Origin of the sequence: Termitidicoccus mucosus (genome assembly GCF_038725785.1) — a bacterium.
GTDB classification, from domain to species: Bacteria; Verrucomicrobiota; Verrucomicrobiia; order Opitutales; family Opitutaceae; genus Termitidicoccus; species Termitidicoccus mucosus.
In genome coordinates, this window is sequence record NZ_CP109796.1 from 2180494 (window position 1) to 2205684 (window position 25191).

The window sequence follows — 25191 nt, forward strand, 5'->3', positions numbered from 1 at the left end:
TCGCAATGCCAAAAAACGGTGTTTTTTCTGCATCTCAAATTTAGCCTGCCATTGCAAAAACATGGGGCATGCAAAGGCAGACTGACATGGAGAGCGGGCAGGCTCTCCAACAAAGTCAGTCCTTTCCCGGTGGCTTCGGACAAACGGAGAATGCCACTGTCTCCGCCAAAACATTCACCGATGTTATGCGGAAGAGAAAAGCAAAGGGAAAGACGGTCCCGTGTGAGCGTGTGCCACCGGTGGTTTTCGTGCAACACCAGGGCAATCAGAGAATCATGCTTCTCGGCCTGCCGGGGCGCGTGTCTCGGGCGATGTGGTGTTTTTTGCAGAAACGGCGCAAATCCTTCGCATCGACGGTGATTTTTTGCGCATCCAGATGCTTTATAAAATCCCGCGTGCAGTAGCGCGGTCTGGGGTGATTGAGCATGTAATGCAGCACGGAAAGTTTCCACCAACTGGCATGGCCGTAGTGCGTGCGGGTGATGGAGCCGCGCGGGTGTCCGTGGAAAAACTCCATGGCCTTGGTGAGATGGCGAATGAGCGGCACCGATGGGGCATCGCCGGCAAAGACCGCCTGCAAAAATAAGCTGCTCATCACCAAAAGCGAGGCGTTCGGAGGCGCGTCTGCGGGAGCCTGCCGCCATGCGCGGGCCAGCAGGAACGAGGCGAGCGCGACATCGCCCTCGCCGCCCGATTGGCAGCGGCGGATGAGTCCGGCGACCTGCCCGCGCGTGAGCCCACCGTAGGGCGCGGCGGAAACCGGCATGCGAGCGTGCGCGAGTCTGGCGATGTCGGTTTCGAACGCATGGCTGGAATGCGCGAGCCACGCGAGCAAATGACGCCTTTGGCTGGCGTGCCTCGGCGGGCGTTCCTTGTCGCGCAAATAACGCGCAAGGCGCGAACGCGTGCGCGGCTCAAGGAACGCCGTGGCGAGCCAGCGGCGCAAGCCGGGCGACTCGCGCAACAGTTGCATAAAAAGCGCGACGCAGGCCGAGTCGTTGGAATCCGCCGACAGCGACAGGATGGCGTCGGCAAACGCGGAGCCGGAGGACATGGCGGGGACGGGATAATGACGAATTACAAATTACGAATGACGAATTTCCAAGCCGCGCCTTTGCGCCACTGGTTTCAATTCGTAATTTGTAATTCGTCATTCGTAATTTATCACACCCCGATGCCTTGGGCGGGGGGCGGCTGTCCCTGTCCCTGCCGCATGGTCTGGCGCATGGCCTCGTCCTTGGCGACGCGCACGAAGGCGCGCTGGCGGTTCTCGGCGGGGACGTTTTTGATGCGCTCCTCGACCTTGGCCTTGACCTCGGGGTTTTCGTTCACCCATTGGATGATTTCCTGGTCGCGCTGCTGGGTGTATTCGTTGCGCTGCATTTTGCCGAGCATGAGCTTTCGGATAAGCTGCTCCTTGGTCATTTCGTTGTAATACTCGTAGAGTTTGGGATTGTCCGCGATGAACTGGGTGACCTTGGCATCAACCTCCGGGTTGGTGCGGACGGCGTCGTCCTGCTTCGCTTTTCGTGCTGCGATGGCTTGTTTGAGTGACATGATGGTTTTATGTTTTTTCCCCAGCCATTGGTGAAGCAAGGCGGCTGGTCGCCAGAGGCGGTTGACCTTGTGCGGGCGGGATTCGCCCAAAATGATATATGAAACGATAATATTCGTATTTTATAGATCGAGAAGCGTCTGGCTGTAATGGCCGTTGTCGTCGGGAACGAGGTCGCTGCCGGAAATATTCAATACCGCCTCCTCGAAGGCGCGGGTGATTTCCCAGGGGGGCGCGCCGGCCAGCCAGAGGCGCATGAGGTCGGCGGCGGGTGGCGACTTGCCATAAGTCTTGCGCAGGTGGACCTCGGCCTGCTCGAAGTTTTTTCGATGGTGCGGGCCAATGGCGAGCGGCGCGGCGGGTTGGTCGTCGGGAGGCTGGTTGACGCTTGCATCCGTTGTGGGAGCTGGCGCATGGGCCGTTTCGGGATCGGGCGGTGGTTGTGTCGTATTCATTTATGGTGCTGTTGCGGATGGGTTGGATTTGGTGGCGTTGCCGAGTGCCTCGCGGGTGCGGGCAAGCTCGCGGTTGAGGCGGGCGACCTCGGCGACAAGGGTTTCGTTCTGCTCGGTGAGCGCGGCCATGAGGCGGGTCTGCGCGTTCATGCGCTGCTCGATGTCGGTGTTGGAAGGGGACGGCTTTTCGGCGGGGTCGGACACGGCGAGGACGGGGCCGAGCGGGACGGTGGTCGGCGCGTGGGGCGAGAGATTCCACGAGGCGGCGGTTTCCTTGCGATAAACAAGATGCGCCTCGTGAAGCATGTTCGGGTCGCGCGGATCGACGTATCGGTTTACGGGATACGCCTTGAGCGTGTCGCCAAAGCGGACTTTTTCGATGTTCGCCAGGTCAAGCTCGGTGCCGGAGATCGGCACGGCCACGGTGACTTGAGGCTGCACAGGTGGGGCGGGAGGTTTCTTGCGAAACATTGAGCAACCGCTGAGAAGTGCGGCGGCGATGGCGAGGGCCGGCAGGAGTTTTGGGAGTTGTCGTTTTTTCATGGTGGTCATGGTGGAAAAATAATCAGCGCCGCTCCTGCGCCGGTGCGTCCGTGGGATTTTCAGCGTCGGTTTTTTGCCAGAGTTTGGCGGAGCCGTTGCCGCGCGCGGCCTTCGCCTTGTCGAGGGTTTGGGTGACATAAATATAAAACTGTTTTCCAGCGGGGACACGGACATAAAAGCCGTCCTCCTCGATGCGTTTCTGGATTTGCGCGGCGTAGGCGTTGAGCACGCCGGCGGTGCCGGCGAGGGAGGCGTTTTTCGCGGTGGCCTGCGGGATGGCGATGCCCGCCCCTGCAAGCGAGCCGTTGTCCTGCATGTCCTGCAAGCCGCTGGCCATACCCGCGAGGAAGGTCGAGGCGAAGAGTTTTATTTCCTGAAAATCGTCGGTTTTTATAATCTGACCGGCAAGCCCGGCAGCGCCGTCGCGAAGGCCAAACTCGCCGGTCACGTCGTCGCGGTCGCGGTCGAGCGCGATGCCGTTTAATACAAGCTCCATGCCGTTGTCGGTGGTGCGGTCGCGCCAGACTATAATCCACTGGCCGGAGGCGGCGATGCGCTCGCGGGCGCGGTCCGTCGCGGCGCGCCCGTGGACTTCCGCGCCCGCCGGAATAATAAGCCGCCCCTCGTGCCAGACATCCTCGGTGACGAGGCCGATGACGGGTGTGTCGAGCTGGGAGGATTCGAGCGTGATGACCGTCTCGCACGGGATGAGTCGTCCGTAAGGAGCGTAGTTGCGCGAGGGCGCGGTGGCATCCGCGCTGGCGGTGGCATTTGTATTTTTGTCGAGAAGACTGATGGGCAAAATGGCCGGGGCCTTGGGGCGGGCGGGCGCGGTGTCGCTGTTCTGGCGGGCGGCGCGCGGACGCGAAACGGCCTCTTCTCCCGGTTCGGCGCGCTCGGGGGCCGGTGCTGCCGGTCGCGACGGCGCGGGGATTTTGAGTTCCTGACCGTCGCGGGTGATGGTGTGGCGCTCCATCGGGGCGGGCAAAGCGGTGGCGGCGGTTATCGGGCGCTCGTTGTTACCGCCGCCGTGGATGAGCAGCGCACCAATGGCAACGCACGCCAGCAGCGCGGCCATGCTGCCAAACGGGGTTTTTATGAATTTTATAATGCGTTTCACGGCGGAAGACGTGGCGATGGCGGACTTATCTCGGCGCGATGAGATGCGCATCGCGGGTGACGCGCGGGACGATGACGTTGAAGGAGTTTTTTATACTGAGGTTGGCGCGTCCGCCGTCCGGCGTGCCGGTGACGGCGAAGTAGGCCACCGTCTCCGCGTGCGGCGGAATCAGGCCGGAGGCGTCGGCGATGGACGCGGGGTAGAGGCGGTTGCCGATGCGCACGGCGAGGCTTTGGGGTTGATAGACGACCTCGGTGTCGCCGGTATTTTCGAGCTTTAGTTTGAACACAAGCGTGTCCTCGGGGTCGAAGCGAAAGACTTCCTCCACGGTCGCGGTAAAATCGCGGTATTGGGTTTTGTCGTTGGGCGCGCAGTGTTCGACCTGCCAGACGGCCTCGGGGTATTGCTCGCGGATGAGGCGGTGGGATTTGGCGCGGTCAAGCAGCGCGAGAAGCGTTTCAGGCGTGGCGCGTTTGGCGAGGGCCGCGCTATGTCCGGCGACGCGATCTTCGTAAAATGTCACGGAACCGTAGGGATGCGGAGCGACGGCGAGGCGGATTATATACGTTTTGTTTTGCAGGATGACGTTGAGCGTGGCGCGGGCGTCGGGTGTGAGGGCGCGCACGCTCAAATAATACCGGCCCGGCAGGTGCGACATCAGCACGGGGGCGGGGGCGTCGGGGTTGTTGGAAATATTCGCGCCCTCCAGCGCGGACGGCGCGGAGGGAAACATGAGCGTCGTCGGCGCGTCGGTGCTGATGGGGATTTCATAGACGATGCGCTCGTCCAGCGGCAGTTGCTTGACGACGGGAGTGCGAGGACTGGCGTCGCCGGCAAATCCCGGCGTGACCAGCAAGGCGAGGAGCGTGATACACATGGCGGTCAGTTTTGTAAAAATTCGTAATTCCATACGGCGAGCGGGTAGCGTTTGTTGGCGAGCATATCCGGGTTGCGGACAAGCGTGAGCGTGAGCGAAAAGCGCGGGGACTCGGCAAAAGCCTGGCGTTCAAAGACGCCGGTGCGCACAAGCTGGCCTTCGATTTTTATAATGATCTGGTCCTCGCGGGTGCGCAGGATATCCAGCTTAAAAATTTCCGGCTTTTGGTGAATCTGCTTCACCTCGAACTCCTCCCTTGCGGCGAGCAATTCGTTCTGTGCCTTGGTCGCCGCCTCGGTGAGATAAAGCCGGTGCAGCAAATCGGGAAAATCAAAGTTCTTCGGGTTGCGCTGCAAAAGCGCGAGCGCGGCCCATAGTGATATGGTTTCATGAAGCGTCTTCGCCTCCTCGAAACCCAATAACGGCGAGACAGAGAACGTCCCCGCGCCGTCGAGAATCACGACGCGCTCGCGCGTGCGATACGCGCCGATGATGAGGTAGGGTTGCAGCACGGCGAGCGCGAGCGCGCCGCACGCGACCAGCGCCCACATGCGCGCGGCAAAGGCGTGGTCGGCGAACAAACGCGCCGGTGAAAATGCCCGCGCCGGTGCCGGTTTCCGTGGCGGTGCCGCGCGCGCATTATCAACCGCCGTCCCGCGCGGGTCGCCGGTCTCCGCGTTTTCATTTTGTATATTTGACGGGCTCATTTTGTTTTCAGTTTTTTATAATCCGGGTGTCGCCGGTGCGGATAATGGGGGCGGCATGGCGCTGCCGCGCCCGCCCGCCCCGGTGGAGCCTTCGGACAGCATTTTGCGAAGCGAGTCAGCGCGCTGAAGCTCGCTGGTTGCCTTCTGGCCGAGCGCGCCGGGGTTTCCGGTTTCGCCGGTGAGCGCGTAACCCTGCGCGAAGATTTTCTGGCAGATGACCGGCGTGGAAATTGTCCCGATCAACAGCGTGAGCGCCGCGAGGATGCCGCCGATGTTGGTCAGAAACGGGGAATATAATACCATCTCGGCGGACGCGGGATTCGCCCCCACCGCCGCGCGAAAATCCTGCCAGATGGCGATGGTGACAAGGTTTGTTATTGCGAAGCCGACCGGCCATGCGAGCACGGCGAGGGTTTGTTGAAAGAAGCGGACGCCAATCTGTGTGCCACCGGGAATCATGAAGCACGCAAGCGCAAACGGCATGAGCATGTAGAGAATCCAGCGCAGTATATATTGCAAAATTATCATGGGTGCGGAAATCAGTGCGCCGATCTGGATAAACACCCATGAGACGGCGTCGGTCATCGCGTGGTAAATGGATTCGTTGAGCTTGCGCCATGACCATTCCTTCTTTTCCGGATTCTGCGCGGTGCCGGCGCGCAATTCCTCGGATGCGCGGGCGGGGTTGTCGTTGAATTGAGGATCAATGTAGGAGGCCGCCGCGAGCATGGTGTTTTCCATGAGCGGGAACCACCAGTTCATCGAGGAGACGAGGGCGACGATGGTGATGGCGCGCGCGAGCGGGCGTACCAGTTCGCTGTTGTTGTAGTGATGCCGGCTCATGCGCGCGATGAGTCCCACGACAAGCATCGCGAAGACGACGAAGCGGAACGTCGTCACCATCGCGGTGATTTTGTTTTCCAGAATGGGCAGCACCAGATTCATGAAGAAATCAACGGGCGTTTCTGCGCGGATTGATGGAACGCATGAAGGCGGTCACGCGCTGGTTCGCCAAAAAATCGTCCTTGGCGGCAAGCTCGGCGGCGGCGTGTTGTTCCATTTCGTGCCGGTTGTCGTTGGCGATTTTTTGCAGAATCACCTCGTCCATCTGACGGCGGCGCGTGGTCTCGATCTGGGAAAGCTGGCCGTTGAGGACGATCAACTTTGCCGTGAGTTTTTGCACCTGCGCGTCGGTCGCGCCGGTGCGCAATTCGGAAAGCGTGAGGGCGATTTCCTCCAAAAGTTCGCGTTCGCGCGCGCGGGTCTGGTCGGCGACAGTGCGCGTGTTGTCGGCGTGGGCGTCGAGCAGGGCGTGGCGGCGGTAGGTGAGCGGGTCGTATTGGACCGTGCCGCCGTCGAGGTCGGGAACATAGACGGAGCGGTAGGTGCTGCCGTCCGTGCGCGAGAGCGTATCCAGACTCTGCACGACGCGGGCAATGTCGTCGCGGGACAGACCGTAGTCGCGCAAAGGTCATCCTCGGCGAGAATGCCCGGGGACAATATTTTCGCGGCGTCGGCGGGATTGCCGGTCCAGTCGCGGATTTTTCCCTGAATGCCGGCCTGCTCTTTGAGCTGGGTAATCTGCGCCTTGAGCTGCGCGATGCTATCGACCCATTTGGCAATGGTGGCGATGTGCGAAATCTGGTTGTTGGCGAGGTTCGCAACATCGACGACGGGAATGCCGGAGGCGAAAACAACACCGCCGATGCAGGCGGCGAGGACGGGGAGCATGAGAGTATTCTTTTTCATGATAATTTATTCGGTGCGGAGGGTGATGGTTGCGGGTTTTAATATGACGCCGTCCGGTGTGACGGTTTCGGGAAGGCGGACATTCACGTAACGCGGTTCGGATTGCGTGTCCGTGGCTTCGCCGCGCTGCTGGTTTTGGATAATCCAGTATTGCTGCTTCACGGCCTGGTTCATGGCGCGGTCGTAGCCGTGCCTCTCGGCGTCGGCGATGGCGGCGGTGATTTCATTGCCGGCGATTTTCGAGACAAGATAACCGGCCCCCGCGCCGATGGCCGCGCCCTTGATGCTCTTGCCGGAAGCGTGATAACCGATGGCCCCGCCCGCGCCGGTGAGAACAATGTCGGTGGCCGGCTGGCGGAGGCTGGCGCAGCCGGAAAGGAGCGCTGCGAAAGCGGATAATAACAAGGCGATGGTTGTTTTCATGACTGTTTCTTGGGTGCTTGAATGTTTCTCACCGTGCCGCAGAGCGGCGGGTCGGTGACGGGTGTGAAGAAGCATATGCTGGAAAATTTCTTCCCCTCGGGCCGCTGCTCCGGCATAGGGTAATTCTGAATGGCGGCGCAGACGGACTCGGGAAGATTGATGTCATGCGCGATATCCTCGATGTCCGTGCGGTCAAACTGGCGCATGAGGAAAAACTGCTTGCTGTTGCCGATCACGACGGGGCGGATGCGCGAGGACTTGAAGCGGCTGTATTGCTGCACGATGGAGGCCGTCCAGCATGAGAACTTTCTCAACTGCGCGTAGGCTTCCGCCACCACCTTCTCGCCGCCGGGCACGTCGAGGAAGCGCGCCAGTTCCTCGTAGAGGATGCGTTTCCGCAGATGACGCGGCAGCGATATTATATGCTGGCGTGAAAACCCGCTGATAAGAAGTCCGGCTGCGGTTTTGAGTTCAACCGCCTGCTCGGGGATGTAGCCGAGTTCAAAATGGGCGATTTGCCCGGTGAGGGAAATATTCGTCACCCCGTCGAAGAGTTTTCCGTATTGGCCGTGCGCGCACCACGACGCGAGGAGCGTGGCGAGGTGGTCAACGGTTTCCTTCTTGTGCTCCGGGAAGCGCGAGAATTGCATCAATTCGACGAGGCTCGCGTGCTGCGGGTAGTCGGTAGGCTCGTAATACGCGTGCGCCGTCGCCATGACCGCGCGCTCGGTCTGCGCGTCCTGCAAAAACGCGGTGATGTCGGCCTCCGGGATTTGGGCGATGAACTCAATGGCCTCCCGCCCCTCGTCGTCGTTGGCCGCGATGCGGTCGCGCAGTTCGGCGTAGGCTTCCATGTCGGTCGTGCCGTGCGGCATTTTAGTCCGCTTCCATCGGTGCGCGGCGCACGCCATGCGCTGGATTTCCGGCAGGAGGCTGCGGTGCTTTTTCGACCAATCCTCGAACGCATCGGAATAGAGCTGGTTGATATACTGCCCGAGCATCGCCTGCCGGATTTGCTGCGTCTCCTCGTCGGCGGCTTCGCCTATCATTCGGGAAACAAGCGCGACGGCGGTGGCGATTTGAAGCTGGTTGAGCGGAAGTTTCCGCGTGTCGAGGTAGTTTATCGTGAGGTCGCCGTCGGGGTGGAGTATGATTGGGCGCTCACCCATTGCCTCGGTAAACTTTCCGTAGGACAGGCCCTCTTCGATGATGACCGTGTAATGATAGTAGGCGGCGGTCTGCTCCAACAGGTCGCACATGTGGACGGACTTGCCCGCGCCGGTCGCGCCGAGCAGCACGGCGTGCTGCGGCGTCGGCGGATTGCCAATAAACGTGCGAAGTCCGACAAGGTTGCCCTGCTGCGCGCCATCGTAGATGGCCTCGGCTCCGTCAAGCAGTCCGGTGAACGTCGCGGAAAACGGCAGCAGGTCGGCCAAATACGTATCCTCGGCGTAGAGGCTGCGGTGGCGGTAAGGTGAATTTGTCCAGCCGGGCCACGAGGCAAAGAAAAGCTTTTTGGCGGTGCTGGGCAGGGCGCATTCGTTGTATTGCGCGCCGTTGAGGTTGGTGACGGCGTTGCGGATGGCGGCGCACTTGGCGGACAGGCCGGGCTCGGTTTCATCCCAGACGCGAAGGATGTAGGTGACGTTGAACGGATGTATAAAACCGGATGAAAGCGATTCGACCTTGCGCTCTTTTTTGCCGATGGCGACGAGCAGCGAATGACGCTCGGAGTCTTTGTATTCGCCGCGAAGCCGCTCTATGGCCTTCTCTTCCTTGTCCACCTCGGTTTTAGTCGGAAGCGGGTCGAGATTGACGGTGATTTGGTAGTCGAGAAACGGCAGCGTTGTGAGCCGCAATATGATGCCCGGATAGGTGCGCGAGGGCCAGCGTTTGAAGGTGAAGAGGGCGTGGTGGCGTCCGTCCATGTAAAACCCGGTGTCGATGTTCACGCCGTCGCTGCACCAGCAGTTTTCCTGTATGGTTTGTTGGGGGTCAAAGCGTTCGGAAAAGTTTATATCAAAACCGTCCGCCAGCGCCGGGCTGAGAAACTTTGAAAAGTAAGTAAAGTGCGCGAGGTCGTCCATCGGCGAGACGGTCGTGTCGCCGCCGAAGAGCGCACGCAGCGAGTTTGTAATCTCGTCGAAGCGCGTGCGCAGTTGCGCGAGAAGTTTTGCGTAGTCGTCGGCAAGGCTGCCGCGCGTCGCGGCGAGGGGCGCGTAGCCGGCGAGCGGCGCGGAGATGAACAATATCAACTGCTCGCGGCGAAGTTCTCGGCGGTGCATCTTTTCCCAGTAGCGCTCGAAGCGTTCGGTGCGCACGCGGCGGATGTGCGGGTGCGCGGCAAGGGTCTCGGTGGCGCGGTGGTATTGGGTCAGTTCCTGCCGGTAGTCGCAGTTGCACGTCCACTGGAATTGCGCCCGCAAGCCGTCGCCGAATAATGAGAGAAGGGCGCGGATTTTGTCCTGGTAGGCGTTAAGTTGCGCGATGGTGCCGCCGCGAAGGTCGGGCGGTTGCAAAATAAAACCCTTGCTGGCGACGCCTTTTTCGAGCGTGCCGTAGAGGATCAGGTCGCCGGCAAAGTATCCGTTGGGCGCGGAGCTATTGAGCATGGCCGGGTCTCCGTTTGCTCGCGGCGGGCGCGCCGCGCGGGTTCTGGTTGTCGGGCGAAAAACAAAAACCCTCGCGGTTGAAGAGATGGTCGAAAAAATCCTCGGCATAGCCGTCTGGTTTTCCCCGGCGAAACAGCATGACCCATGCGGTTGGAATCACGAAAACCGGGATCGCGATGCCGCCCGCCGTCGCGAGGCCCGCGTGGAACATGCCGTAGAGAAGGAGAAAAATGCCGATGGCCGCGACGATGCCGATGACAACATACAAAAAATCGTTGCCCTCAAAGCCGAGCGCGCGGCCTTTGCTGTCGTTTGCGCTGTTCGTGTCGGTGATGCGCAGCCCGTTATTCATGGCGGGGATGTTTTCCGGAGTCTTAAATCGTAATTCTTAAATCGTAATTTTCAGAACTGCGGTGTGAGCGCGCCGTCGCTCATGCCGAATATATAAAACATCGCGGTCATGATCGCCGCCGCGCCCGCAATGATGATGCCCGAGACGATGCCCATCTTGCCGTCGGCGTCGCCCTTCTTGAGGCGGTCGGCCCCGCCCCATATATTGATGACGCCCCAAATGAAGCCGATCATGAAGAGCAGGCCGAGTCCGTATTGGAAACCGGTCTTAACCTGCGAGGGGACTTGAGCCAGAATGAGCGGGACGCCCAATGAAGAGCCGTCCGTGATTGCGGCGGAGGCTGTCGTCGCCGCCCATTCCGGCAAAATAAAAAGCAAGGTAAGAAACGCGACCAAAGCGCCTCGCGAGGAAGGGATTTTTTTCATGGCGGGAGTTTGTTTTTCCGGCCCGCGTCATGCGGAATCCGGTCAAAATGTGCCGCCATTATGCCCGGTTTTTCCGGGCTTGGCTTGGACATCCGGACCATTTTTGCGGACAATCCGACCTTTCGGCAAAAAATCGCGCGGCGAGCACCGGCAGAAACGCCGAAAACAACGGTCCATATAGCCTTGGTCGCAAAAGCCGCAGCACGCGGCCACATCCGCGACGGTCATGTCCCCCTGCCGGAGCAGCGCCTGCGCTTTGTGTATCCGTTCTCTGGATATGTAGTCGCCCGCCGTCATGCCGGTGGTGGCCTTGAACAGCCGTTTGAAATGCGTGACGCTCAGGCGCGCGACGCCCGCCAGCGTCCCGGCCTCAATCTTGTCATCGAGATTTTTGTCGATGTGATCCAGGATGCGCCGCAACTGCTCCGCGTCCAGCGTCGCGGGCGCGGCCTTGCTTTCCTTTTCATGCGCCAGCGCGTCAATCAAGAGGAAGGTCAGGGATGCGCCGGTATGCTCAAAATAATCGACCGGGAAGACCGGGCTTTGGCTGCGGTCGCCCGCCATGAACTGGCGGATCAAACCCATGATGGCGCAGTCATGCCTCGCCAGTTCCCAAAGCGGGCTGTGTCCGGCCTTGCCAAGATGTTTTCCCGCTGTGTCCCGCCATCGCAGCATGTCGTCGTTCACATGAAACCAGAGCAATGTCGCCTCCTGTTTCCAAACGAGCGAAAAGTCGGCCTGCCGGTGCAGGAAAATCACGCGCTGCCCGCAGGCGGTGATGACACCGCCGCCGCCGTCCTTATTGTTATGCCATTCGATTTGCGCCTCGGACTTTTCCTCGGGCATCACAATGAGCCGGTGGCGCTCTCCTGCTATCTCGCACAAACACTGCGCGGGCAGCAGTCCGTGAAAAACAACAAATCCGTCTGGGATAATGTCGTGGTGCTCATAGGGCGGGTCCGGGGAGGTTTTGAAGGCAGGCATGGATGCACCGGGGCAACCGGCTTGATGCCGGGTGCCTGCCTGTGCCTTTATAGCATCTTGCCGTCGTCTGTCTTGGACTTGCAGGCCATTTTTACGGACAATCCGGCCAAAATATCAAACGGCGGTGTCCGTTCTCGTGTTTTTTAACAAAATGGCCAGTTGGCTATGGAGCGCCCGGAGGTCATCGGGAAACGGGATGTCCATGACAAGGCGCGCCTGCCGGCGCAGCAGGCGCGTCAGTCTGGCGGCAAGCGTGACGATGGGCGGGAGTTTCGGCGGGCGGACGCGCCGGTCTTCGCCGGAAGTTTTTGATGAAATGGGAATGCCCAGCCGCAGATACGCCTGCCGCAGGCCGAGTCCGCGCAACGCGCCCGGGGTGTCCGCGCGGCGGGCAAGCTGCATGTAGCGTTGCGCGGTGCGCACTCCGCCGTGAAAACGTGTTTCCAGCCATCCGAGCCATGCGCCCTGCCCGGCGCGGCGGCGGATGCGCGCCTTTTCCGCGATGAGGAGTTGCCCCGCGCGCCATGCGGCGGACAGCGCGGCGTCGAGGGAGCGGCGGGAGTCGCCGGCAAGCCGCCGCGCCTCGGCGTGCAGGCGGTTGATTTCCGAAAAGGCGGATGCCTCGCGCGCCGGGGGCGCGGTCCCTCCGGGCGCGGGCGCGGCGTTGCATTGGGCGGGGGGCTGCATAATCGTATCCGTGTTCATGATACGAGTCCCATGCTTTGGCGGAAATCGTCCGCGAGTTTGTGGACGGTCTGCGGGGTGCAGCCGGCCTGTTCGCCAAGCGCCTCCAGCGTCATGCCGCCGATGAGGTCGGGGCGGACCTGGCGCAGCACGATGGACGCGCGCAATCCGCGCTGCTCCAGCGTGGTGCCCTCGGAAACCCACAGCAGCACGTGCGCGATGGCTTCCGCCGCCATCGCGCGGGCCTCGATTTTGGGGTCAACAGGGTTTTGGAAAAACGCGTCGGCGCTGGCGGACGCGCGGGCGGATGTGCTTTGCGGGCTGTTTTTATTTTTATTATTCATAGATGTGGTTGCCTCGCCCCGCATCCTGCCAGCGTTTATAAAATCAAAATAGCGGCGCGCTTCATCGCGGATTTACCCGGATTTTCCGCATGGCTTTTCGATGTATATAAAAACGCCACACGTGTGGCGCGTGTGGCGTTGGAATTTCCTGCCGTATTATGGGCGGTTTTATCCGCGCGCGGGCACGAACAGCCGGGTGCGGATATGCGCGGAGACCTCGGCGAGGTCGTAATATACAAAATGCCCGACGCGGTGATGCGGGATGCGGCGGGCGCGCGTCCATTCGCGCAGCGTGCGCACGGACGGCTCGCGCCCCTGCGGAAAAATTCCGCTGAGGCGCAGGCCGTTGATGTCCGTGAGCGCGGGATGCGCGCGCGTTTGCGCGGGGGCTGGTGCTGGCGTGGTGGGAGCAGTGGAGGTGGAGTTCATACGCCCATGTGCGCGCATCACGTGGCGCGCGGGGGCTTTTATTTCGTGGCCGTGCCCTGGTTCTCCGCAGGTGCGGCGCGGAAACGAAAGAAGGCAGGCGGGGGAGTGAGGGCGGATGCGGCGGGGAAACCGCATCCGCCCTCACTCCCCGCCCGGTTGCGGATTTATGCGGCGAGCCGGTTTTGCGGGTCGGACGCGGGCTCGGGCGCACTCGCTGCCTGCGGCGCTGGCTCCGCCTGCGGCACGGCGCGAAGCATCGGCATGATGGCAAAGAATGCCCCGGCCTCCTGCGGGGTGGTCACGTTCAGGTAATGGCGGCGGATGATGCTTTCCGAGTTGCCCGCCTGCAACGCCGTGTCGCCCATCGAGCGGAATTTTCCAACATGCATCGAAATAAACGTGTGCCTCAGCACGTCGTGCCCGATGCCAAACTGCCGGCGGATGCGCGTGAGCTTTTTGGCGATGCTCTTCATTTTATCCTTGGGCGGAATGACGGGGTATTCGTCCAGCGGATAGGCTTTGAGCCATGCGGCAAGATTTGGCTGGATGGTGATGAGACGGCGCATGTTCACCTTGGACACCCACGGCTCGATGGTGATGGCGCTGTTTTCCAAGCGCACGTCGGCGGCGGGCAGCTTGGAAATCTCCCCCTCGGGCCGGATACCGGCAAACAGGCACAACGCGAAAAACGGCACGAATGCTCCGTCGTGGACAGTCTCCACATGCGCCATGAGTTGCGCGGCGCGCTCCGCCGTCAGCGCCTCCGCGCTGCCGCGATTGTGCTCGATGCGGTTGCGCGGGATTTTGGCCACCGGGTTGCCGCCCACCCATTCCTTGCGCACCGCATGGTTGAAAAACGCGCACAGCACGCCGCGCCGGTTGTTCTGCGTCTTCAGCGCCCCGTCGTCGCGCCGGATGTAGGCGTGCAATGCCTCCGTGCCCGCCTCCGCAAGCGTCTGCGTCGGAAAATGCCGCTGGAACTCCGTCAGCTCCAGCCGGATGTTCCGCAACTGCCGTTTGCCTATCAACGCCTGTTGCACGTCCTCCTTGCGCGCCTTCATGTAAGTCGTGACGGCATCGGCGATTTTCAATGCGGCCTCGGGCTCGCGGTAATTGGCCAGCGCGTAGTCGAGGTAGAACGTGAGCGGACGCCGTGCCTTCTCCAGCCTAAGAAACGCGGCCTCCGCCTCGCGCAACTGCGCCTCGGTCAGAAACGTGCTCGCGCCTCGAAGGTTGGATTGCGACTGGAGCTGGCGCAGTTCGAGCGCGGCGCGCTCTGCAATGGCGTCCTCGCGGGTCTTGAAGTTCTTGCGGATGCGCTCGCCGAGCAACCAGCCGGCCACGCGGAACGAAATCACGCTGTTGCGATTCTTGAACGGCTTGATGGTGAAGGCAGATTTTTTTTGTTTCATCGAAGGTTGCCGCCTTCACGTGGCAACCTATTCATGGACTTTCCGGCTCCCCTATGGAAATCGGGCCGTTCGCGCCGGCAAGATGCCGGCGCTCCCAGTCGCTCACGCGGCGGCGCGGGGCTGACCACCACTTCCAGTTACCTCCGCCGATTCTTTCAAACATTTTCCTTGCTCCCGTCCCGGCCAAACGGGATACATACCGCTTGCGTTAGTGGAAGTCCGTCGGTTGCGGATTCCCACCATGACTGGTTCGGCATCCTGCCGGATTGGAACGGTGGCACCGGCAAATACCGCGGGGATTATACCAAAATCCTTCCGGCATGAGCGGGTGGCACGGAGCCTGCGAGGGTTCCCTTCAGTCGTGCAGTTCAACAATAAAAACCAATGTCAACAGTCATAAAACCCGAAATCATATCCGAATTCAAAACTCACGAGAAGGACACCGGCTCTTCCGAAGTCCAGATCGCGCTGCTCACCGCCCGCATCAATCATTTGACCGAGCACCTGCGCACGCATCGCAAGGACTTCCATAGCCGCCGCGGCCTTCTCCAGATGGCGAGCCGCCGCCGCAAGCTCCTCGACTACTTGAAACGCACCAACCTGCCCAAGTACACCGAGATATTGCAGAAGCTGAGCCTCCGCCGCTGACGCCTCTTTCAGCACACGGGCGACCCGATCCGCGGGTCGCCCGTTGTTCTTCCAAGGAACACTCGACGTCAAACCTGGGACATTTCCGCCTGCCTCTTTCGCCACCGATGGCGGCAAACGGAAATCTCTCGAGTCTGACCCGGGATGCAAAAAAGAGTCGGCCACCGACCAGCAAAAGCCCGCCCGAACGCGCACGGCCTGTGCGCCAGACCGGCACCGCTTCGCTCCACCCATAATCGTTCTCACACTCCCGTCTGTTCACTTCGAACCGGGAGCCCAAAAAGAGAGGACGATCAGATACCTGAAACCGAACCCATAAAAATCCAAACATGAAACAGAAACATTCCGTCACCGTCCCCGGCCTCGGCATCACCTTTGCCACCGGCTCCCTCGCCCACCTCGCCAATGGCGCGGTCACCGTCACCGTCGGCGAAACCATCGTCTTCGTCTCCGCCACCGCCGCCGAGAACATCAAACCCGGCCAGGACTTCTTCCCCCTCACCGTTGACTACCGCGAGAAATACGCCGCCGCCGGCCGTTTCCCCGGAGGCTATTTCAAGCGTGAAGGCCGCCCTTCCGAAAAGGAAATCCTCACCTCGCGCCTCTGCGACCGTCCCTGCCGTCCGCTTTTCCCCGAGGGCTTCCTGAATGAAGTCCAGGTCATCGGCCTCCTCCTCTCCGCCGACCAGGTCAACGAGTCCGACATCTCCATGGTCAACGGCGCCAGCGCCGCGCTCGCCATCTCCGACATCCCTTGGGGCGGCCCCATCGCCGCCGTGCGCGTCGCGCAGATCGACGGCCAGTTCGTCGCCAATCCCACCATCGAGCAGATGTATTCCTCCGACCTCGACCTCATCTACGTCGGCAACGAGAAAGACATGCTCATGATCGAGGGCTCCGCCGCGCAACTCCCCGAAGACCGCTTCATCGAAGCCCTCGAGTTCGCGCACCAAGCCATCCAGCCCATCATCGCCGCCATCAAGGAACTCGTCGCCGTCGCCGGCAAACCCAAGCGCGTCTTCCCCCTCGTCACCGCCAAGCCCGAGGCCCGCGCCATCATCGAGCGCGTCGCCGGCCCCAAGATCGTCGACGCCATCTTCGGCAAGGAAAAGCAAGTCCGCGCCGCCAACGTCAAGGCCCTCAAGGAAGAGTGCGCCGCCGCGCTTCTCGCCGAACTCGGCGAAGGCAACTTCGCGGACCACGACATCGGCATCGTCTTCGAGGACCTCCAATACAAAGCCTACCGCAAGGCCGTCCTCGAGCGCGGCGTGCGCGCCGACAACCGCGACGCCACCACGCTCCGCGAGATCACCTGCGAAGTCGGCGTGCTCCCCCGCGTCCACGGCTCGGCCCTCTTCAAGCGCGGTGACACCCAGGGCCTTGTCATCACCACCCTCGGCCCCACCAAGGAAGCGCAGGACCTCGACGCCCTCACCGGCGGCGCGAAGTCCAAGTCCTTCATCCTCCATTACAACTTCCCGCCCTTCTCCGTCGGCGAGACCGGCCGCTTCGGCTCGCCCGGCCGCCGCGAAATCGGCCACGGCGCGCTCGCCGAGCGCTCCCTTGTCCCCGTGCTTCCGCCCGAGGACAACTTCGCCTATTCCATCCGCCTCGTCTCCGAGATCATGGCGTCCAACGGCTCCACCTCGATGGCCTCCATCTGCGGCGGCTGCCTCTCCCTCATGGACGCCGGCGTGCCCATCATCGCGCCCGTCGCCGGCATCTCCTGCGGTCTCATGACCGAGAACGCGCCCGACGGCTCCATCAGCAAATGGACCACCATCACCGACATCATCGGCGAGGAGGACCATTTCGGCGACATGGACTTCAAGCTCGCCGGCACCATCACCGGCATCACCGGCTTCCAGCTCGACCTCAAGATCAACGGCCTCCCCATCGAGATTGCCAAAAAAGCCATCTACCAGGCCCGCGACGCCCGCATCGAAATCCTCAAAAAGATGCTCGCGTCCATCCCGGCTCCGCGCGCCCAGCTCTCCACCTACGCGCCGCGCATCCAGACCATCCAGATCGACCCGGAGAAGATCGGCCTCCTCATCGGCCCCGGCGGCAAGACCATCCGCCGCATCGTCGAGGTGACCGGCGCGCAGATCGACATCGCCGAGGACGACTCCGGCAAGGTCTTCATCTACTCGAACAACGCCGACTCGATGAACCGCGCCGTGCAGGAAATCGACGGGCTGTGCGGCGGCGGCGCGCAAATCGAGGTGGGCAAGCTCTACCGCGGCGTGGTGAAAGGCACGAAGGAATTCGGCGCCTTTGTCGAATGCCTCCCGGGCAAGGAAGGTCTCGTGCACATCAGCGAACTCGCCGACTTCCGCGTCCGCCGCACCGAGGACGTGTGCAAGGTGGGCGACGAGATGTGGGTGAAGTGCATCGGCATCGACGAGCGCAGCAACAAAGTCCGCCTCTCCCGCCGCGCCGCGATGAAAGAGATGGAGCAACAAGCCGGTTCCGGCTCCGAAGCTCCCGCCGCCGACACCCCGGCCAACTGAGCGCGCATCTCGATCTGTCGCATAAGACCATTTCCCTGTCATTTATAGACTTATCAAGGTAGGGCGAAGCCTCCGGCTGAGCCGCGGCTCGGCGGGGACGCCTCGCCCTACCTAATAAATTCTTCGGAAATGGTATAAAATATCTCAAACGGAGTCCTCTCAAAGGACTCCGCTTTTTGTCATGATTCTGAAGACGGCGCGGTGTCGCCGCCGGGTGTCGCGTCCTTGGCCAAATCCCGTCAGCCCTACCCTTTCCCCAGCAGTTCCTCCGCGTGCGCGAGCGCGCTTTTGGCGGCGCGGTCGCCGAGCATGCGGGCGAGTTCGCTCACGCGGGCCTTGCGGTTTTCATGGATGGCCTCGATGCGCACCTGCACGCGTTCCTTCGACTGGTCCTTCGTCACCACCAGATGGCTCGCGGCCTGCGCCGCCACCTGCGGCAGGTGCGTGACGCAAAACACCTGGTGCCCGCCGGCCAGCCCGGCCATTTTTTCGCCCACCACGCGGCCGATTTCACCGCCCACGTTGGCATCGACCTCGTCAAACACCAGCACGGGCACGCCGTCGAGCCCGGCCAGCACCGTCTTCAACGCCAGCATCACGCGCGCAAGCTCGCCGCTCGACGCCACGCGGTTCAACGGCAGCACGGCCTCGCCCACGTTCGGCGAGAACAAAAACTCGCATCCGCAATCGCCCGCCGGCCCGGGTCCGGCCAGCGAAACGATTTTCACCTGAAAATCCGCCTTCCTGAACCCGAGCTGCGCGATCCCCTTGGCGGCGGCTTTCGCCAGTTCCTTCGCCACCTTTTCCCGTGCCAGGCGCAGGGCCGACGCGGCTTTCGTCATCTCGCGGGCGGCGTCGGCGATGGCTTGATCGAGCTTCGCCAGCGCGCCTTCGATGTCGCCCTGGATTTCCAGCCGCCGGCGCATCTCGTCGCGCGCGGCAAGCACGGAGGGCAGGTCGCCGCCGTGCTTGCGGCGCGCCTCCAGCCAGGTGTCCATCTTCTCCTGCAACGCCTCCGCCTGCTCCGGGTCGAACTGGTATTCGCCGCCGAGCGACTCGAACTCCGCGCCGAGGTCGGACAATTCCACCGAGGCCGCCGCGAGCCGGTCGGCGAGCGCCTTGCTCGCCGGGTCGAGCGCCTCCAGCCGGCGCGCCTCGCGCACCAGCGCGGCCACGCGCGCGGTCGCGCCCTCCTCGCCGTTCAACCCCTCGGAAAGGGCGGCGGCCAGCTCCAGCAATTCGCGCGCGCTGTTCTGGCGCTGGAAATCGCGCTCCAGCGTCTCGACGGCCTCCGCGGCGAGTTCGAGCGCGTCGAGCCGGGCGAGCTGGGTTTCGAGAAAACTGATCTGGTCGGCGGAAAGGCGCGTCTCCTGCGCGACGCGCTCGCGCTCGTCGCGCAGGCCCCGCCAGGCGTAATACTTTTCCTGATACGCGGCGAGCTGCCCGCCGGTGCGCCCGAAGAGGTCGAGGAGTTCGAGCTGGCAGGATTCCTTGAGCAGGCGGCGCGGCTCGCTCGGGCCGTGAAAATCGATCCACCGCTCGCCGATGCGCTGGAGCGCGGCAAGCGTGGCGAGCCCGCCGTTGACCGTGATGCGCGGCGCCTTTTCCCGCGGCAGGCTGCGCTTGAGAATCAGCACGCCGTCGTCGCACGCGGGCAGGTCGAATTCGGCGAGGAGCGCGTCGAGCGGCTTGGTGTTTTTGAACCAAAGGGCGGCCTCGACCTCGCACGCGGGGGCGCCCTGGCGGACGATGGTTTTGTCCGCGCGCTCACCCGCGAGCAGGCTGAGCGCGCCGAGCAGGATGCTCTTGCCCGCGCCGGTCTCGCCGGTGACCGCGGTGAACCCGGGCTCGAATTCGAGCGCGACTTCTTCGAGCAGGGCGAGGTTCCTGATGCGGAGCGATTGGAGCATGCCCGTTATGGTCGGACGAAAATCGCGTGATTTTCAAGCGGACGATTGCGGGCGCCGCCCGATTTTCACCCCGCCCGCCCGGCTACTTCACCAGTTTCCGGTTCGGCTTGATCAGCAGCACAATCGCGGCCGAAAGCACGCATACGGAGGCAAACACGGTGAAGATGAGATTGATGGGCACGTCCCGGTCGCGCATCGCGCCAAAGCCCCAGTCGGCGAAGCCGCCGCAACTGATGCTGACCAGGTTCATGATGCCGTAGCCGGTCGCCCGCAGTTCGGGACGCACGATCTGGCAGAGGATGGGCATGTTGTTGCAGTCAAAGAAACCCCAGCCGATGCCGAACAGCATGAGAAACGCCACCGCGATGAGCAGCGTGCCGGCGTTGCCCACGCCGAAAAGCGCCGGGATGATGCAACTCATGCCGATGGCGCTGATGTAGATGCGCCCGCGGATGCTGCGTTTCATCCAGCGGTCGGCGAGGATGCCGCCCACCACCGCGCCGATGAGCGAGGCGATGTTGACGTAGAGCGCGGCGGACACGCCGGCCTTGCCCTGGCCGATGTCGAACTGGTGCTTCAGGATCGCGGGCATCCAGTCCTTGATCACCCAGCCCGCAAGCGCGGGCAGCGTGAAATAAAGCACCATCATGATAAAATACTTGTTGGTCAGCAGCTCGGTGATCGCGCGGGCGGCCGACGGCTTGTCAGGAAATTCCGCGTCGTTGCGCGGCGGATTTTTCAGGAGGAAAAACAGCGGAATCGCATAGCACACGCCGACGACGCCCGCCACGTCGAACGCCAGGCGCCAGCCGTGGCCTGGCGAATCGGCCACATAGCCGCTGAAGCCGCCGATCATGACGCCGACATAAATCGCCATCTGGTGAATGCCCACCGCGCGCGACCGCGTCGGCCCCGTGTGGAAGTCCGCGATCAACGCCAGCGCGGCGGGAATATAAAACGCCTCGCTCACGCCCATGATGGCGCGGCTCCATATGAGCTGCTCGAAAGTCTGCGCATGCCCCGTCGCCCACGTGATCGCCGACCACACGAACAGGCTCAGCACGATGACATGCTTTTTGCTGAAACGGTCCGCGATGTAGCCGCCCAGCGGGCTGAGAAATGCGTAGGTCCACTTGAACGCCGCCGGCAGCAGCCCCCATTTCGCCTCCGAGTCGAGCCCGATGACGTCGCCCATGAGCGAATACTTCATCGCCGCCATCATCTGGCGGTCCATGTAGTTGAGCAGCGCGACCGGCGCGAGCAGCGCGAGGACAAACCAGGCGTAACGGGAGAGCGAGGGAGGGTTGGGATTCATGAAAGGGGGAGCGGGAGAGGAAAAAAAAAGCCTGCGCTAAATTGATTTAGCGGCGCAAGCTATTTTTCAGGATTCCGCGAGAAAATGCCGCCGCCGGAGGCGCGCCTCGTCCGGCGGCGGCAACGCGCCGCTCCACGGACGCCGGTCTATTCGGCCGAGCGTTTTGCCTCCCAATCCCGGCTCTTCATCTGCCCGTCCCGGCCCTTCGTGGAGACGGTCCCCTTGATCGTGTCGCCGTCCAGCCTGCCGGAATAGCTGGTGGTAAACTTGCGCAGGCGGATTTTATGCACGACGTTGAACGAAACCTGATCGCCCTCGAACTTTGCGTCGCTTATCTCCACCTTGCCACCGCGGTTGTCGATGGTGCCGCTGAGCTGGCTGCCGTCCAGTTTCAACGTGAGCGTGGACTCCAGCTTGCGTCCTTGGGCGCCCTCGAATTCGAATTTCCAGACTCCGGACGGATCCGAGGCGTTGCAGGCGAGCGCCGCGGCGCAGAGGATGAAGGCGGTGATGCACATGCGGATTGTTTTCATGATAATGGAATGACTGACGAATGGTTGGTTTATGATTGCGATTGCACATTCCCTTAACGGGGCGGCGGCAAAGCGGTTTCGCATTTCCCGAAAATTTTCTCCGAAACCAAGGCCGGCGGCGGCGCGTTGAAAGAGGTTGTGAACCATGCCGCCGCCGAAACGCAAAACCTGCACGCATTTTTTTGCCACGCACCGGACCGGACTCATCTTTTCGAAAGACCGGTCACCCGCGTGAACACCAATCCCGCAAACACCGCCGCGCGCACCGCAGCCGCCGCCGACAACGCGGCCGGCGACGATGCCTGCGCGCTGCGTGCGCGCGAGGGCGATGCCGGCGCGATGGAATCGCTCGTGATGCGGCATCAGGACGCGGTGGCGCGGCTGCTCTGGCGTTTCGCGCACAACCGGGCGGACCTCGACGATCTCGTGCAGGAAACGTTTCTGCGCATGGTGCGCGGGCTCGGCGGCTGGCGCTCGGAGCAACCGTTCGCGCACTGGCTGCTGCGCATCGCGACGAATACCGGCCGCGACTATTTCCGGCGCCAGTCCGTGCGCCGCCGCCACATGGCAGAGCCGGACAATGCGGACGACCCGCCTCCCGGTCGCGGCACGGCGATGCCCGAGGCCATCGATCCGGCGGACAATCCGGCGGCGCGCGCCGCGTCCAGCGAGGTGAAGGAAATCCTGGCCGGGCTCCCGCCCGATGATCGCGCGCTGCTCACATTGTATTATCTGGAAAGCCATTCGCTGGCGGAAATCGCCGCGCAGTTTGGCTGGACCGTGACCGCGACCAAGCTTCGCGCCTGGCGCGCGCGGGGACGGCTGCGCGCACGGTTGAAAGAGCGCGCATTTTTCTGACCGCCCGTTTTTATCATGAAAACACCCTCAAACACCGACCCCGTCCGCGCTCCCGCGCGCTGGGACACACTGGTTCAACAAGCGGCGGACGACTCGCCGCCGCCCGTGGACACCGCCGCGCTGCTCCGCGCGGTCAGGCGGGCCTCTGCACAGGCCATGCCGCCAGCGGCCGGCACCCCGGCGGACTGGCTGGCGGAATTGTCCGACTGGCTCTCCGCGAGGCGCGTCATTCCCGCGTGCTTCGCCGCCGCGTGCGTGCTGGCGGCGGCGATCACGTGGCAGATCGCCGAAGTCTGGACCGCGCTCGACTGGGCCCAATGGGGAGGTGCGCTGTGAACGCCTCGCAACCGGCATCGCCGCCGCCGCGCCGCCCGAATCGCCGCCGCGTGTGGATCGCCGCGGCCGCGGTCTTTCTTCTTGGCCTCGCGGTGGGCGGCGCGGGCGCGGTGTGGTTCGGCACCCGCGCCCTGCGCACCCGGCTCCAGGCCGGCCCCGAGGCATGGCCGGCGCAATCCGAGCGCATCATTGACCGCATCCAGGCCGACCTGACCAAATCGCTCGCGCTCACGCCGGAGGAATCGGCGCGGGTGGAGGCGACACTGCGCGAATCGGCGGGAGCCATGCGTGCGATCCGCTTGCGGGCGTTCGCGCAGGCGCGGATGGAACTGCGCGCCGCCATTCGCAAAATCGCCGCCGAGCTTCCGCCGGAAAAGCGCGACGAATTCCACCGTGTGATGGCCAGGCGATATGAACGGCTCGGCCTGCAACCGCCGTCCCCCACCCTGCCCGCGGACGCCGAAACGACGCCATGAGGCCGTGGTTTCATTTGATATTGCCGGGACGAGTGGCACGGGCGACTCGCCCGTGCGACGGCGCTCCGCGCCGCCATCTCCCCCCCCCAAAAAAAAAAAAACACGGGCGGGGACGCCCATGCCACGCAACCCGCCGCCTTCCGACTGGGCAGCCAAAGCGCCAATCTCGTTCGCACCGGGTCTCAAACCTGTGTTTTTGCGCGCCGCTCAAAGGCGAAGAGGAATTGCTGCGCGAGGCCCGCGTGCGGGCCGAAATGCGCCCGTCCGAAACGCGCGATTTGCGCGGGGCTCCAGCCGTCCAGCGCGTAGCGGTTTTGCAGGGCGCGCAACACCCACACATCCACCGGAAATGCCTCCAGGCGGGCCGCGCCGAAAAGCAGCGCGCAGTCTGCGATTTTTTCGCCCACGCCCGGCAGCGCGCAAAGGCGCTCCTTCGCCGTCGGATAGGGAAGCCGCGCGGTCTCATCGAGCCAGCCGGGGCGGGCGGCGAGAAATGCGGCGGCGCGGTGGATATGCCGCGCGCGGAAACCGAGCAGGCAGCCGCGTAGTTGATCCTCGGATACGAGGGCGAGTTCCGCCCAAGTCGGCAGGCGGTGGATTCCCGGGGCGATTTCCGCGCCGTGGCGGACCGCAAGGAGCGCGAGCATCTGCTTGATCTGCACGATCTGCTTCGTGGCGCTGCAAATGAAGCCGAGCAGCGTTTCGCCGAAAGGCTGGCGCAGGATGCGCAGTCCGGGAAACGCGGCGAGGCTGCGGGCGAGGTGCGCGTCGGAGCGCCACGGCAGCGCGTCGGCAAGCGCGCCGAAATCGGCATCGCACGCGAGGTAGGCGGGCAGCGCGCGTTCGACACGGCGGGAAAGCGCGCGCGGGGCGCTCCAGCGAAGCGTGCGCGGAATGCCGTCCCCGGCGTCGCGGCTTCCGGCGTTTTTTTGCGGCATCGGTTCCGGTCCGAGCGAAAGCCGGGCGACACAATCGGCCCAGACGCCGAGCCATGTCCCATCCGGCCGGCGGTGCCAGCGGAAGGCTTGCCCGCCATCGAGCAACTCGGCCAGCGTGCCCGCGGAAATGGCCGGCATGCCGGGCACGGAACGCCAGCTTGTCCAGACGATCTCGGAGGCGGATGCAGCGGAGCCGGGCATGCCTCGCGGGTTTATTGTTTTGGCGTCACCGGCCGGCCCCACAGAAAACTCTGCTCCGAGAGCAACTCGCGTCCATCCGGGGCAAGCAGCCGCAGCCGCCACGCGACCGGGTGCGCGTCAGGACCGCCGGGCCAGTCGGCGCCGGTCACGCCGATGTTGAGCACCTGCTTGCCGGCGGACAGCGGGGCCAGCGCGAACGTGTGCGTTTTTGGCCGCGGCCCGGCGTCCGTGATGAGATCAAGCCCGATGCTGGCGCCGTCGAGGGGCGAGGCGTTCTTCACGCGCAACAAAAAATAATATCCGGCGCGTTCCTTCGGCTGCGTGCGCAGGATGATCTGCCCGCCGGTTTTTTCCTCGTTGGTGAAATATTCCGCGATGCGGTCGAACGACTCGGCCGTGCGGTAGCCGGGCCAGAGGCGCACGAGTTCGACGGAGGGGGTGACGGCGGGCGCGGCGTTTTTATCCGCGGCCGCGAGGGCGGCAAGCGGGAGGCAGGCAAGAAGAATGACCGGGACGAGGCGCATGGCCGGTATAGGTAGCCGGACGCGCCGCCCGTTTCCAGCGCAGAGTGCGCGGCGTGTCTTGGCAAATGGAGGGCAATCCCGAGCCGCGGCATCCCCTCTTTCTTCTTTCCTCTTTATCTTTCTCTTTCGTCAGGAACGGCAGGAAGGAAGAGAAAGATAAAGAGGAAAGAAGAAAGAGGGGATATGGCTCTGCTTTGGGCCGCACCCGTCTTGGCGGGGACGCAACCGGTCCGGAAATTCCCGGAGTTTCGGGCCGAAATTGGCTGAA

General features: G+C 63.0%; 28 protein-coding genes. 5 read left to right on the plus strand and 23 right to left on the minus strand.

The window, feature by feature from the left end:
• Positions 1–265: 265 nt before the first annotated feature.
• From OH491_RS07335 to OH491_RS07420, 18 genes are all read right to left on the minus strand, one after another.
• Complete coding sequence (locus tag OH491_RS07335; protein ID WP_068773302.1) at positions 266–1054, minus strand: hypothetical protein; 789 nt, start codon at positions 1052–1054, stop codon at positions 266–268.
• Between the two features lie 110 nt (positions 1055–1164).
• Positions 1165–1557 (minus strand): hypothetical protein, encoded by a 393-nt coding sequence (locus OH491_RS07340; protein ID WP_145929168.1) that lies wholly within the window; start codon positions 1555–1557, stop codon positions 1165–1167.
• Positions 1558–1677: 120 nt separating this feature from the next.
• A complete protein-coding gene (locus OH491_RS07345; RefSeq protein WP_068773304.1) occupies positions 1678–2010 on the minus strand; it encodes a hypothetical protein in 333 nt (110 codons plus the stop codon).
• The gene (locus OH491_RS07350; RefSeq protein WP_145929169.1) at positions 2011–2553 is read right to left on the minus strand and encodes a hypothetical protein; all 543 of its coding nucleotides are present in this window, start codon (positions 2551–2553) and stop codon (positions 2011–2013) included.
• A 22-nt stretch (positions 2554–2575) separates the two neighbouring features.
• The gene (locus tag OH491_RS07355) at positions 2576–3673 is read right to left on the minus strand and encodes a TrbI/VirB10 family protein (protein WP_334319775.1); all 1098 of its coding nucleotides are present in this window, start codon (positions 3671–3673) and stop codon (positions 2576–2578) included.
• A 25-nt stretch (positions 3674–3698) separates the two neighbouring features.
• Positions 3699–4550, minus strand: a complete 852-nt coding sequence (locus tag OH491_RS07360; protein ID WP_068773307.1) for a hypothetical protein — start codon at positions 4548–4550, stop codon at positions 3699–3701.
• Positions 4551–4555: 5 nt separating this feature from the next.
• Positions 4556–5257, minus strand: coding sequence for a hypothetical protein (locus OH491_RS07365; RefSeq protein WP_084442766.1), 702 nt, complete (start codon positions 5255–5257; stop codon positions 4556–4558).
• Positions 5258–5272: 15 nt separating this feature from the next.
• A complete protein-coding gene (locus tag OH491_RS07370; RefSeq protein WP_342750952.1) occupies positions 5273–6202 on the minus strand; it encodes a hypothetical protein in 930 nt (309 codons plus the stop codon).
• Positions 6203–6209: 7 nt separating this feature from the next.
• Positions 6210–6725: a hypothetical protein gene (locus tag OH491_RS07375; RefSeq protein WP_342750953.1), complete on the minus strand. Its 516-nt coding sequence runs from the start codon at positions 6723–6725 to the stop codon at positions 6210–6212.
• Between the two features lie 287 nt (positions 6726–7012).
• A complete protein-coding gene (locus OH491_RS07380) occupies positions 7013–7429 on the minus strand; it encodes a hypothetical protein (RefSeq protein WP_068773314.1) in 417 nt (138 codons plus the stop codon).
• A complete protein-coding gene (locus OH491_RS07385) occupies positions 7426–10041 on the minus strand; it encodes a hypothetical protein (protein ID WP_342750954.1) in 2616 nt (871 codons plus the stop codon). The genes OH491_RS07380 and OH491_RS07385 overlap by 4 nt, the downstream gene beginning before the upstream one ends.
• The gene (locus OH491_RS07390; protein WP_068772356.1) at positions 10031–10393 is read right to left on the minus strand and encodes a PrgI family protein; all 363 of its coding nucleotides are present in this window, start codon (positions 10391–10393) and stop codon (positions 10031–10033) included. Before OH491_RS07390 ends, OH491_RS07385 begins: the two co-directional genes overlap by 11 nt.
• 50 nt (positions 10394–10443) lie before the next feature.
• The gene (locus tag OH491_RS07395; RefSeq protein WP_068772355.1) at positions 10444–10818 is read right to left on the minus strand and encodes a hypothetical protein; all 375 of its coding nucleotides are present in this window, start codon (positions 10816–10818) and stop codon (positions 10444–10446) included.
• Between the two features lie 42 nt (positions 10819–10860).
• Entirely contained in the window at positions 10861–11802 is a 942-nt protein-coding gene (locus tag OH491_RS28130; protein WP_084442565.1) for a helix-turn-helix domain-containing protein, read from the minus strand.
• A gap of 114 nt (positions 11803–11916) precedes the next feature.
• On the minus strand, positions 11917–12507 hold the full coding sequence (locus tag OH491_RS07405) for a hypothetical protein (RefSeq protein WP_068772353.1): 591 nt from the start codon (positions 12505–12507) through the stop codon (positions 11917–11919).
• Positions 12504–12830 carry a hypothetical protein gene (locus OH491_RS07410; RefSeq protein ID WP_068772352.1) on the minus strand — a complete coding sequence of 109 codons (327 nt, stop codon included), beginning with the start codon at positions 12828–12830 and terminating at the stop codon, positions 12504–12506. The genes OH491_RS07405 and OH491_RS07410 overlap by 4 nt, the downstream gene beginning before the upstream one ends.
• Positions 12831–12998: 168 nt before the next feature.
• Entirely contained in the window at positions 12999–13259 is a 261-nt protein-coding gene (locus OH491_RS07415) for a helix-turn-helix domain-containing protein (RefSeq protein WP_068772351.1), read from the minus strand.
• Between the two features lie 164 nt (positions 13260–13423).
• The gene (locus OH491_RS07420) at positions 13424–14671 is read right to left on the minus strand and encodes a tyrosine-type recombinase/integrase (protein WP_068772350.1); all 1248 of its coding nucleotides are present in this window, start codon (positions 14669–14671) and stop codon (positions 13424–13426) included.
• A 384-nt stretch (positions 14672–15055) separates the two neighbouring features.
• Here OH491_RS07420 and rpsO point away from each other — a divergent pair, with 384 nt between their 5' ends.
• Entirely contained in the window at positions 15056–15319 is a 264-nt protein-coding gene (rpsO, locus tag OH491_RS07425) for a 30S ribosomal protein S15 (protein WP_068772349.1), read from the plus strand.
• Between the two features lie 329 nt (positions 15320–15648).
• Entirely contained in the window at positions 15649–17832 is a 2184-nt protein-coding gene (gene pnp, locus OH491_RS07430; RefSeq protein ID WP_068772348.1) for a polyribonucleotide nucleotidyltransferase, read from the plus strand.
• A 245-nt stretch (positions 17833–18077) separates the two neighbouring features.
• Here the strand turns inward: pnp and OH491_RS07435 are convergent, their stop codons facing one another.
• The 3 genes from OH491_RS07435 to OH491_RS07445 form a co-directional block, all read right to left on the minus strand.
• Positions 18078–19742 carry a DNA repair protein RecN gene (locus OH491_RS07435; protein ID WP_068772347.1) on the minus strand — a complete coding sequence of 555 codons (1665 nt, stop codon included), beginning with the start codon at positions 19740–19742 and terminating at the stop codon, positions 18078–18080.
• A gap of 82 nt (positions 19743–19824) precedes the next feature.
• Positions 19825–21057, minus strand: coding sequence for an MFS transporter (locus tag OH491_RS07440; RefSeq protein WP_068772346.1), 1233 nt, complete (start codon positions 21055–21057; stop codon positions 19825–19827).
• A 146-nt stretch (positions 21058–21203) separates the two neighbouring features.
• Complete coding sequence (locus tag OH491_RS07445) at positions 21204–21590, minus strand: hypothetical protein (protein ID WP_068772407.1); 387 nt, start codon at positions 21588–21590, stop codon at positions 21204–21206.
• 231 nt (positions 21591–21821) lie between these two features.
• On the opposite strand from OH491_RS07445, the gene OH491_RS07450 reads away from it, so the two are divergent.
• Genes OH491_RS07450 through OH491_RS07460 form a run of 3 tightly spaced genes read left to right on the plus strand, consistent with a single transcriptional unit; the run spans position 21822 to position 23260 of the window.
• Entirely contained in the window at positions 21822–22448 is a 627-nt protein-coding gene (locus tag OH491_RS07450) for an RNA polymerase sigma factor (protein ID WP_068772345.1), read from the plus strand.
• A 15-nt stretch (positions 22449–22463) separates the two neighbouring features.
• Positions 22464–22784: a hypothetical protein gene (locus OH491_RS07455; protein ID WP_068772344.1), complete on the plus strand. Its 321-nt coding sequence runs from the start codon at positions 22464–22466 to the stop codon at positions 22782–22784.
• Between the two features lie 50 nt (positions 22785–22834).
• A complete protein-coding gene (locus OH491_RS07460) occupies positions 22835–23260 on the plus strand; it encodes a hypothetical protein (protein ID WP_334319623.1) in 426 nt (141 codons plus the stop codon).
• A gap of 182 nt (positions 23261–23442) precedes the next feature.
• On the opposite strand, the gene OH491_RS07465 is transcribed toward OH491_RS07460, so the two are convergent.
• Positions 23443–24399, minus strand: a complete 957-nt coding sequence (locus tag OH491_RS07465; protein ID WP_068772342.1) for a DNA-3-methyladenine glycosylase 2 — start codon at positions 24397–24399, stop codon at positions 23443–23445.
• A gap of 11 nt (positions 24400–24410) precedes the next feature.
• Positions 24411–24923 carry a hypothetical protein gene (locus OH491_RS07470; protein ID WP_068772341.1) on the minus strand — a complete coding sequence of 171 codons (513 nt, stop codon included), beginning with the start codon at positions 24921–24923 and terminating at the stop codon, positions 24411–24413.
• Positions 24924–25191 lie beyond the last annotated feature (268 nt).

What these genes read in the sequence shown, in the direction of transcription:
- OH491_RS07455 (WP_068772344.1), top strand. Translation starts at nt 22,464, where the DNA reads ATGAAAACACCCTCAAACACCGACCCCGTCCGCGCTCCCGCGCGCTGG.
- pnp (WP_068772348.1), top strand. Translation starts at nt 15,649, where the DNA reads ATGAAACAGAAACATTCCGTCACCGTCCCCGGCCTCGGCATCACCTTT.
- OH491_RS07380 (WP_068773314.1), bottom strand. Translation starts at nt 7,429, where the DNA reads ATGAAAACAACCATCGCCTTGTTATTATCCGCTTTCGCAGCGCTCCTT.
- OH491_RS07440 (WP_068772346.1), bottom strand. Translation starts at nt 21,057, where the DNA reads ATGAATCCCAACCCTCCCTCGCTCTCCCGTTACGCCTGGTTTGTCCTC.
- OH491_RS07350 (WP_145929169.1), bottom strand. Translation starts at nt 2,553, where the DNA reads ATGAAAAAACGACAACTCCCAAAACTCCTGCCGGCCCTCGCCATCGCC.
- OH491_RS07360 (WP_068773307.1), bottom strand. Translation starts at nt 4,550, where the DNA reads ATGTGTATCACGCTCCTCGCCTTGCTGGTCACGCCGGGATTTGCCGGC.
- OH491_RS07415 (WP_068772351.1), bottom strand. Translation starts at nt 13,259, where the DNA reads ATGAACTCCACCTCCACTGCTCCCACCACGCCAGCACCAGCCCCCGCG.
- OH491_RS07385 (WP_342750954.1), bottom strand. Translation starts at nt 10,041, where the DNA reads ATGCTCAATAGCTCCGCGCCCAACGGATACTTTGCCGGCGACCTGATC.
- OH491_RS07365 (WP_084442766.1), bottom strand. Translation starts at nt 5,257, where the DNA reads ATGAGCCCGTCAAATATACAAAATGAAAACGCGGAGACCGGCGACCCG.
- rpsO (WP_068772349.1), top strand. Translation starts at nt 15,056, where the DNA reads ATGTCAACAGTCATAAAACCCGAAATCATATCCGAATTCAAAACTCAC.
- OH491_RS07470 (WP_068772341.1), bottom strand. Translation starts at nt 24,923, where the DNA reads ATGCGCCTCGTCCCGGTCATTCTTCTTGCCTGCCTCCCGCTTGCCGCC.
- OH491_RS07435 (WP_068772347.1), bottom strand. Translation starts at nt 19,742, where the DNA reads ATGCTCCAATCGCTCCGCATCAGGAACCTCGCCCTGCTCGAAGAAGTC.
- OH491_RS07445 (WP_068772407.1), bottom strand. Translation starts at nt 21,590, where the DNA reads ATGAAAACAATCCGCATGTGCATCACCGCCTTCATCCTCTGCGCCGCG.
- OH491_RS07465 (WP_068772342.1), bottom strand. Translation starts at nt 24,399, where the DNA reads ATGCCCGGCTCCGCTGCATCCGCCTCCGAGATCGTCTGGACAAGCTGG.
- OH491_RS28130 (WP_084442565.1), bottom strand. Translation starts at nt 11,802, where the DNA reads ATGCCTGCCTTCAAAACCTCCCCGGACCCGCCCTATGAGCACCACGAC.
- OH491_RS07335 (WP_068773302.1), bottom strand. Translation starts at nt 1,054, where the DNA reads ATGTCCTCCGGCTCCGCGTTTGCCGACGCCATCCTGTCGCTGTCGGCG.
- OH491_RS07420 (WP_068772350.1), bottom strand. Translation starts at nt 14,671, where the DNA reads ATGAAACAAAAAAAATCTGCCTTCACCATCAAGCCGTTCAAGAATCGC.
- OH491_RS07370 (WP_342750952.1), bottom strand. Translation starts at nt 6,202, where the DNA reads ATGAATCTGGTGCTGCCCATTCTGGAAAACAAAATCACCGCGATGGTG.
- OH491_RS07410 (WP_068772352.1), bottom strand. Translation starts at nt 12,830, where the DNA reads ATGAATAATAAAAATAAAAACAGCCCGCAAAGCACATCCGCCCGCGCG.
- OH491_RS07345 (WP_068773304.1), bottom strand. Translation starts at nt 2,010, where the DNA reads ATGAATACGACACAACCACCGCCCGATCCCGAAACGGCCCATGCGCCA.
- OH491_RS07390 (WP_068772356.1), bottom strand. Translation starts at nt 10,393, where the DNA reads ATGAATAACGGGCTGCGCATCACCGACACGAACAGCGCAAACGACAGC.
- OH491_RS07340 (WP_145929168.1), bottom strand. Translation starts at nt 1,557, where the DNA reads ATGTCACTCAAACAAGCCATCGCAGCACGAAAAGCGAAGCAGGACGAC.
- OH491_RS07395 (WP_068772355.1), bottom strand. Translation starts at nt 10,818, where the DNA reads ATGAAAAAAATCCCTTCCTCGCGAGGCGCTTTGGTCGCGTTTCTTACC.
- OH491_RS07405 (WP_068772353.1), bottom strand. Translation starts at nt 12,507, where the DNA reads ATGAACACGGATACGATTATGCAGCCCCCCGCCCAATGCAACGCCGCG.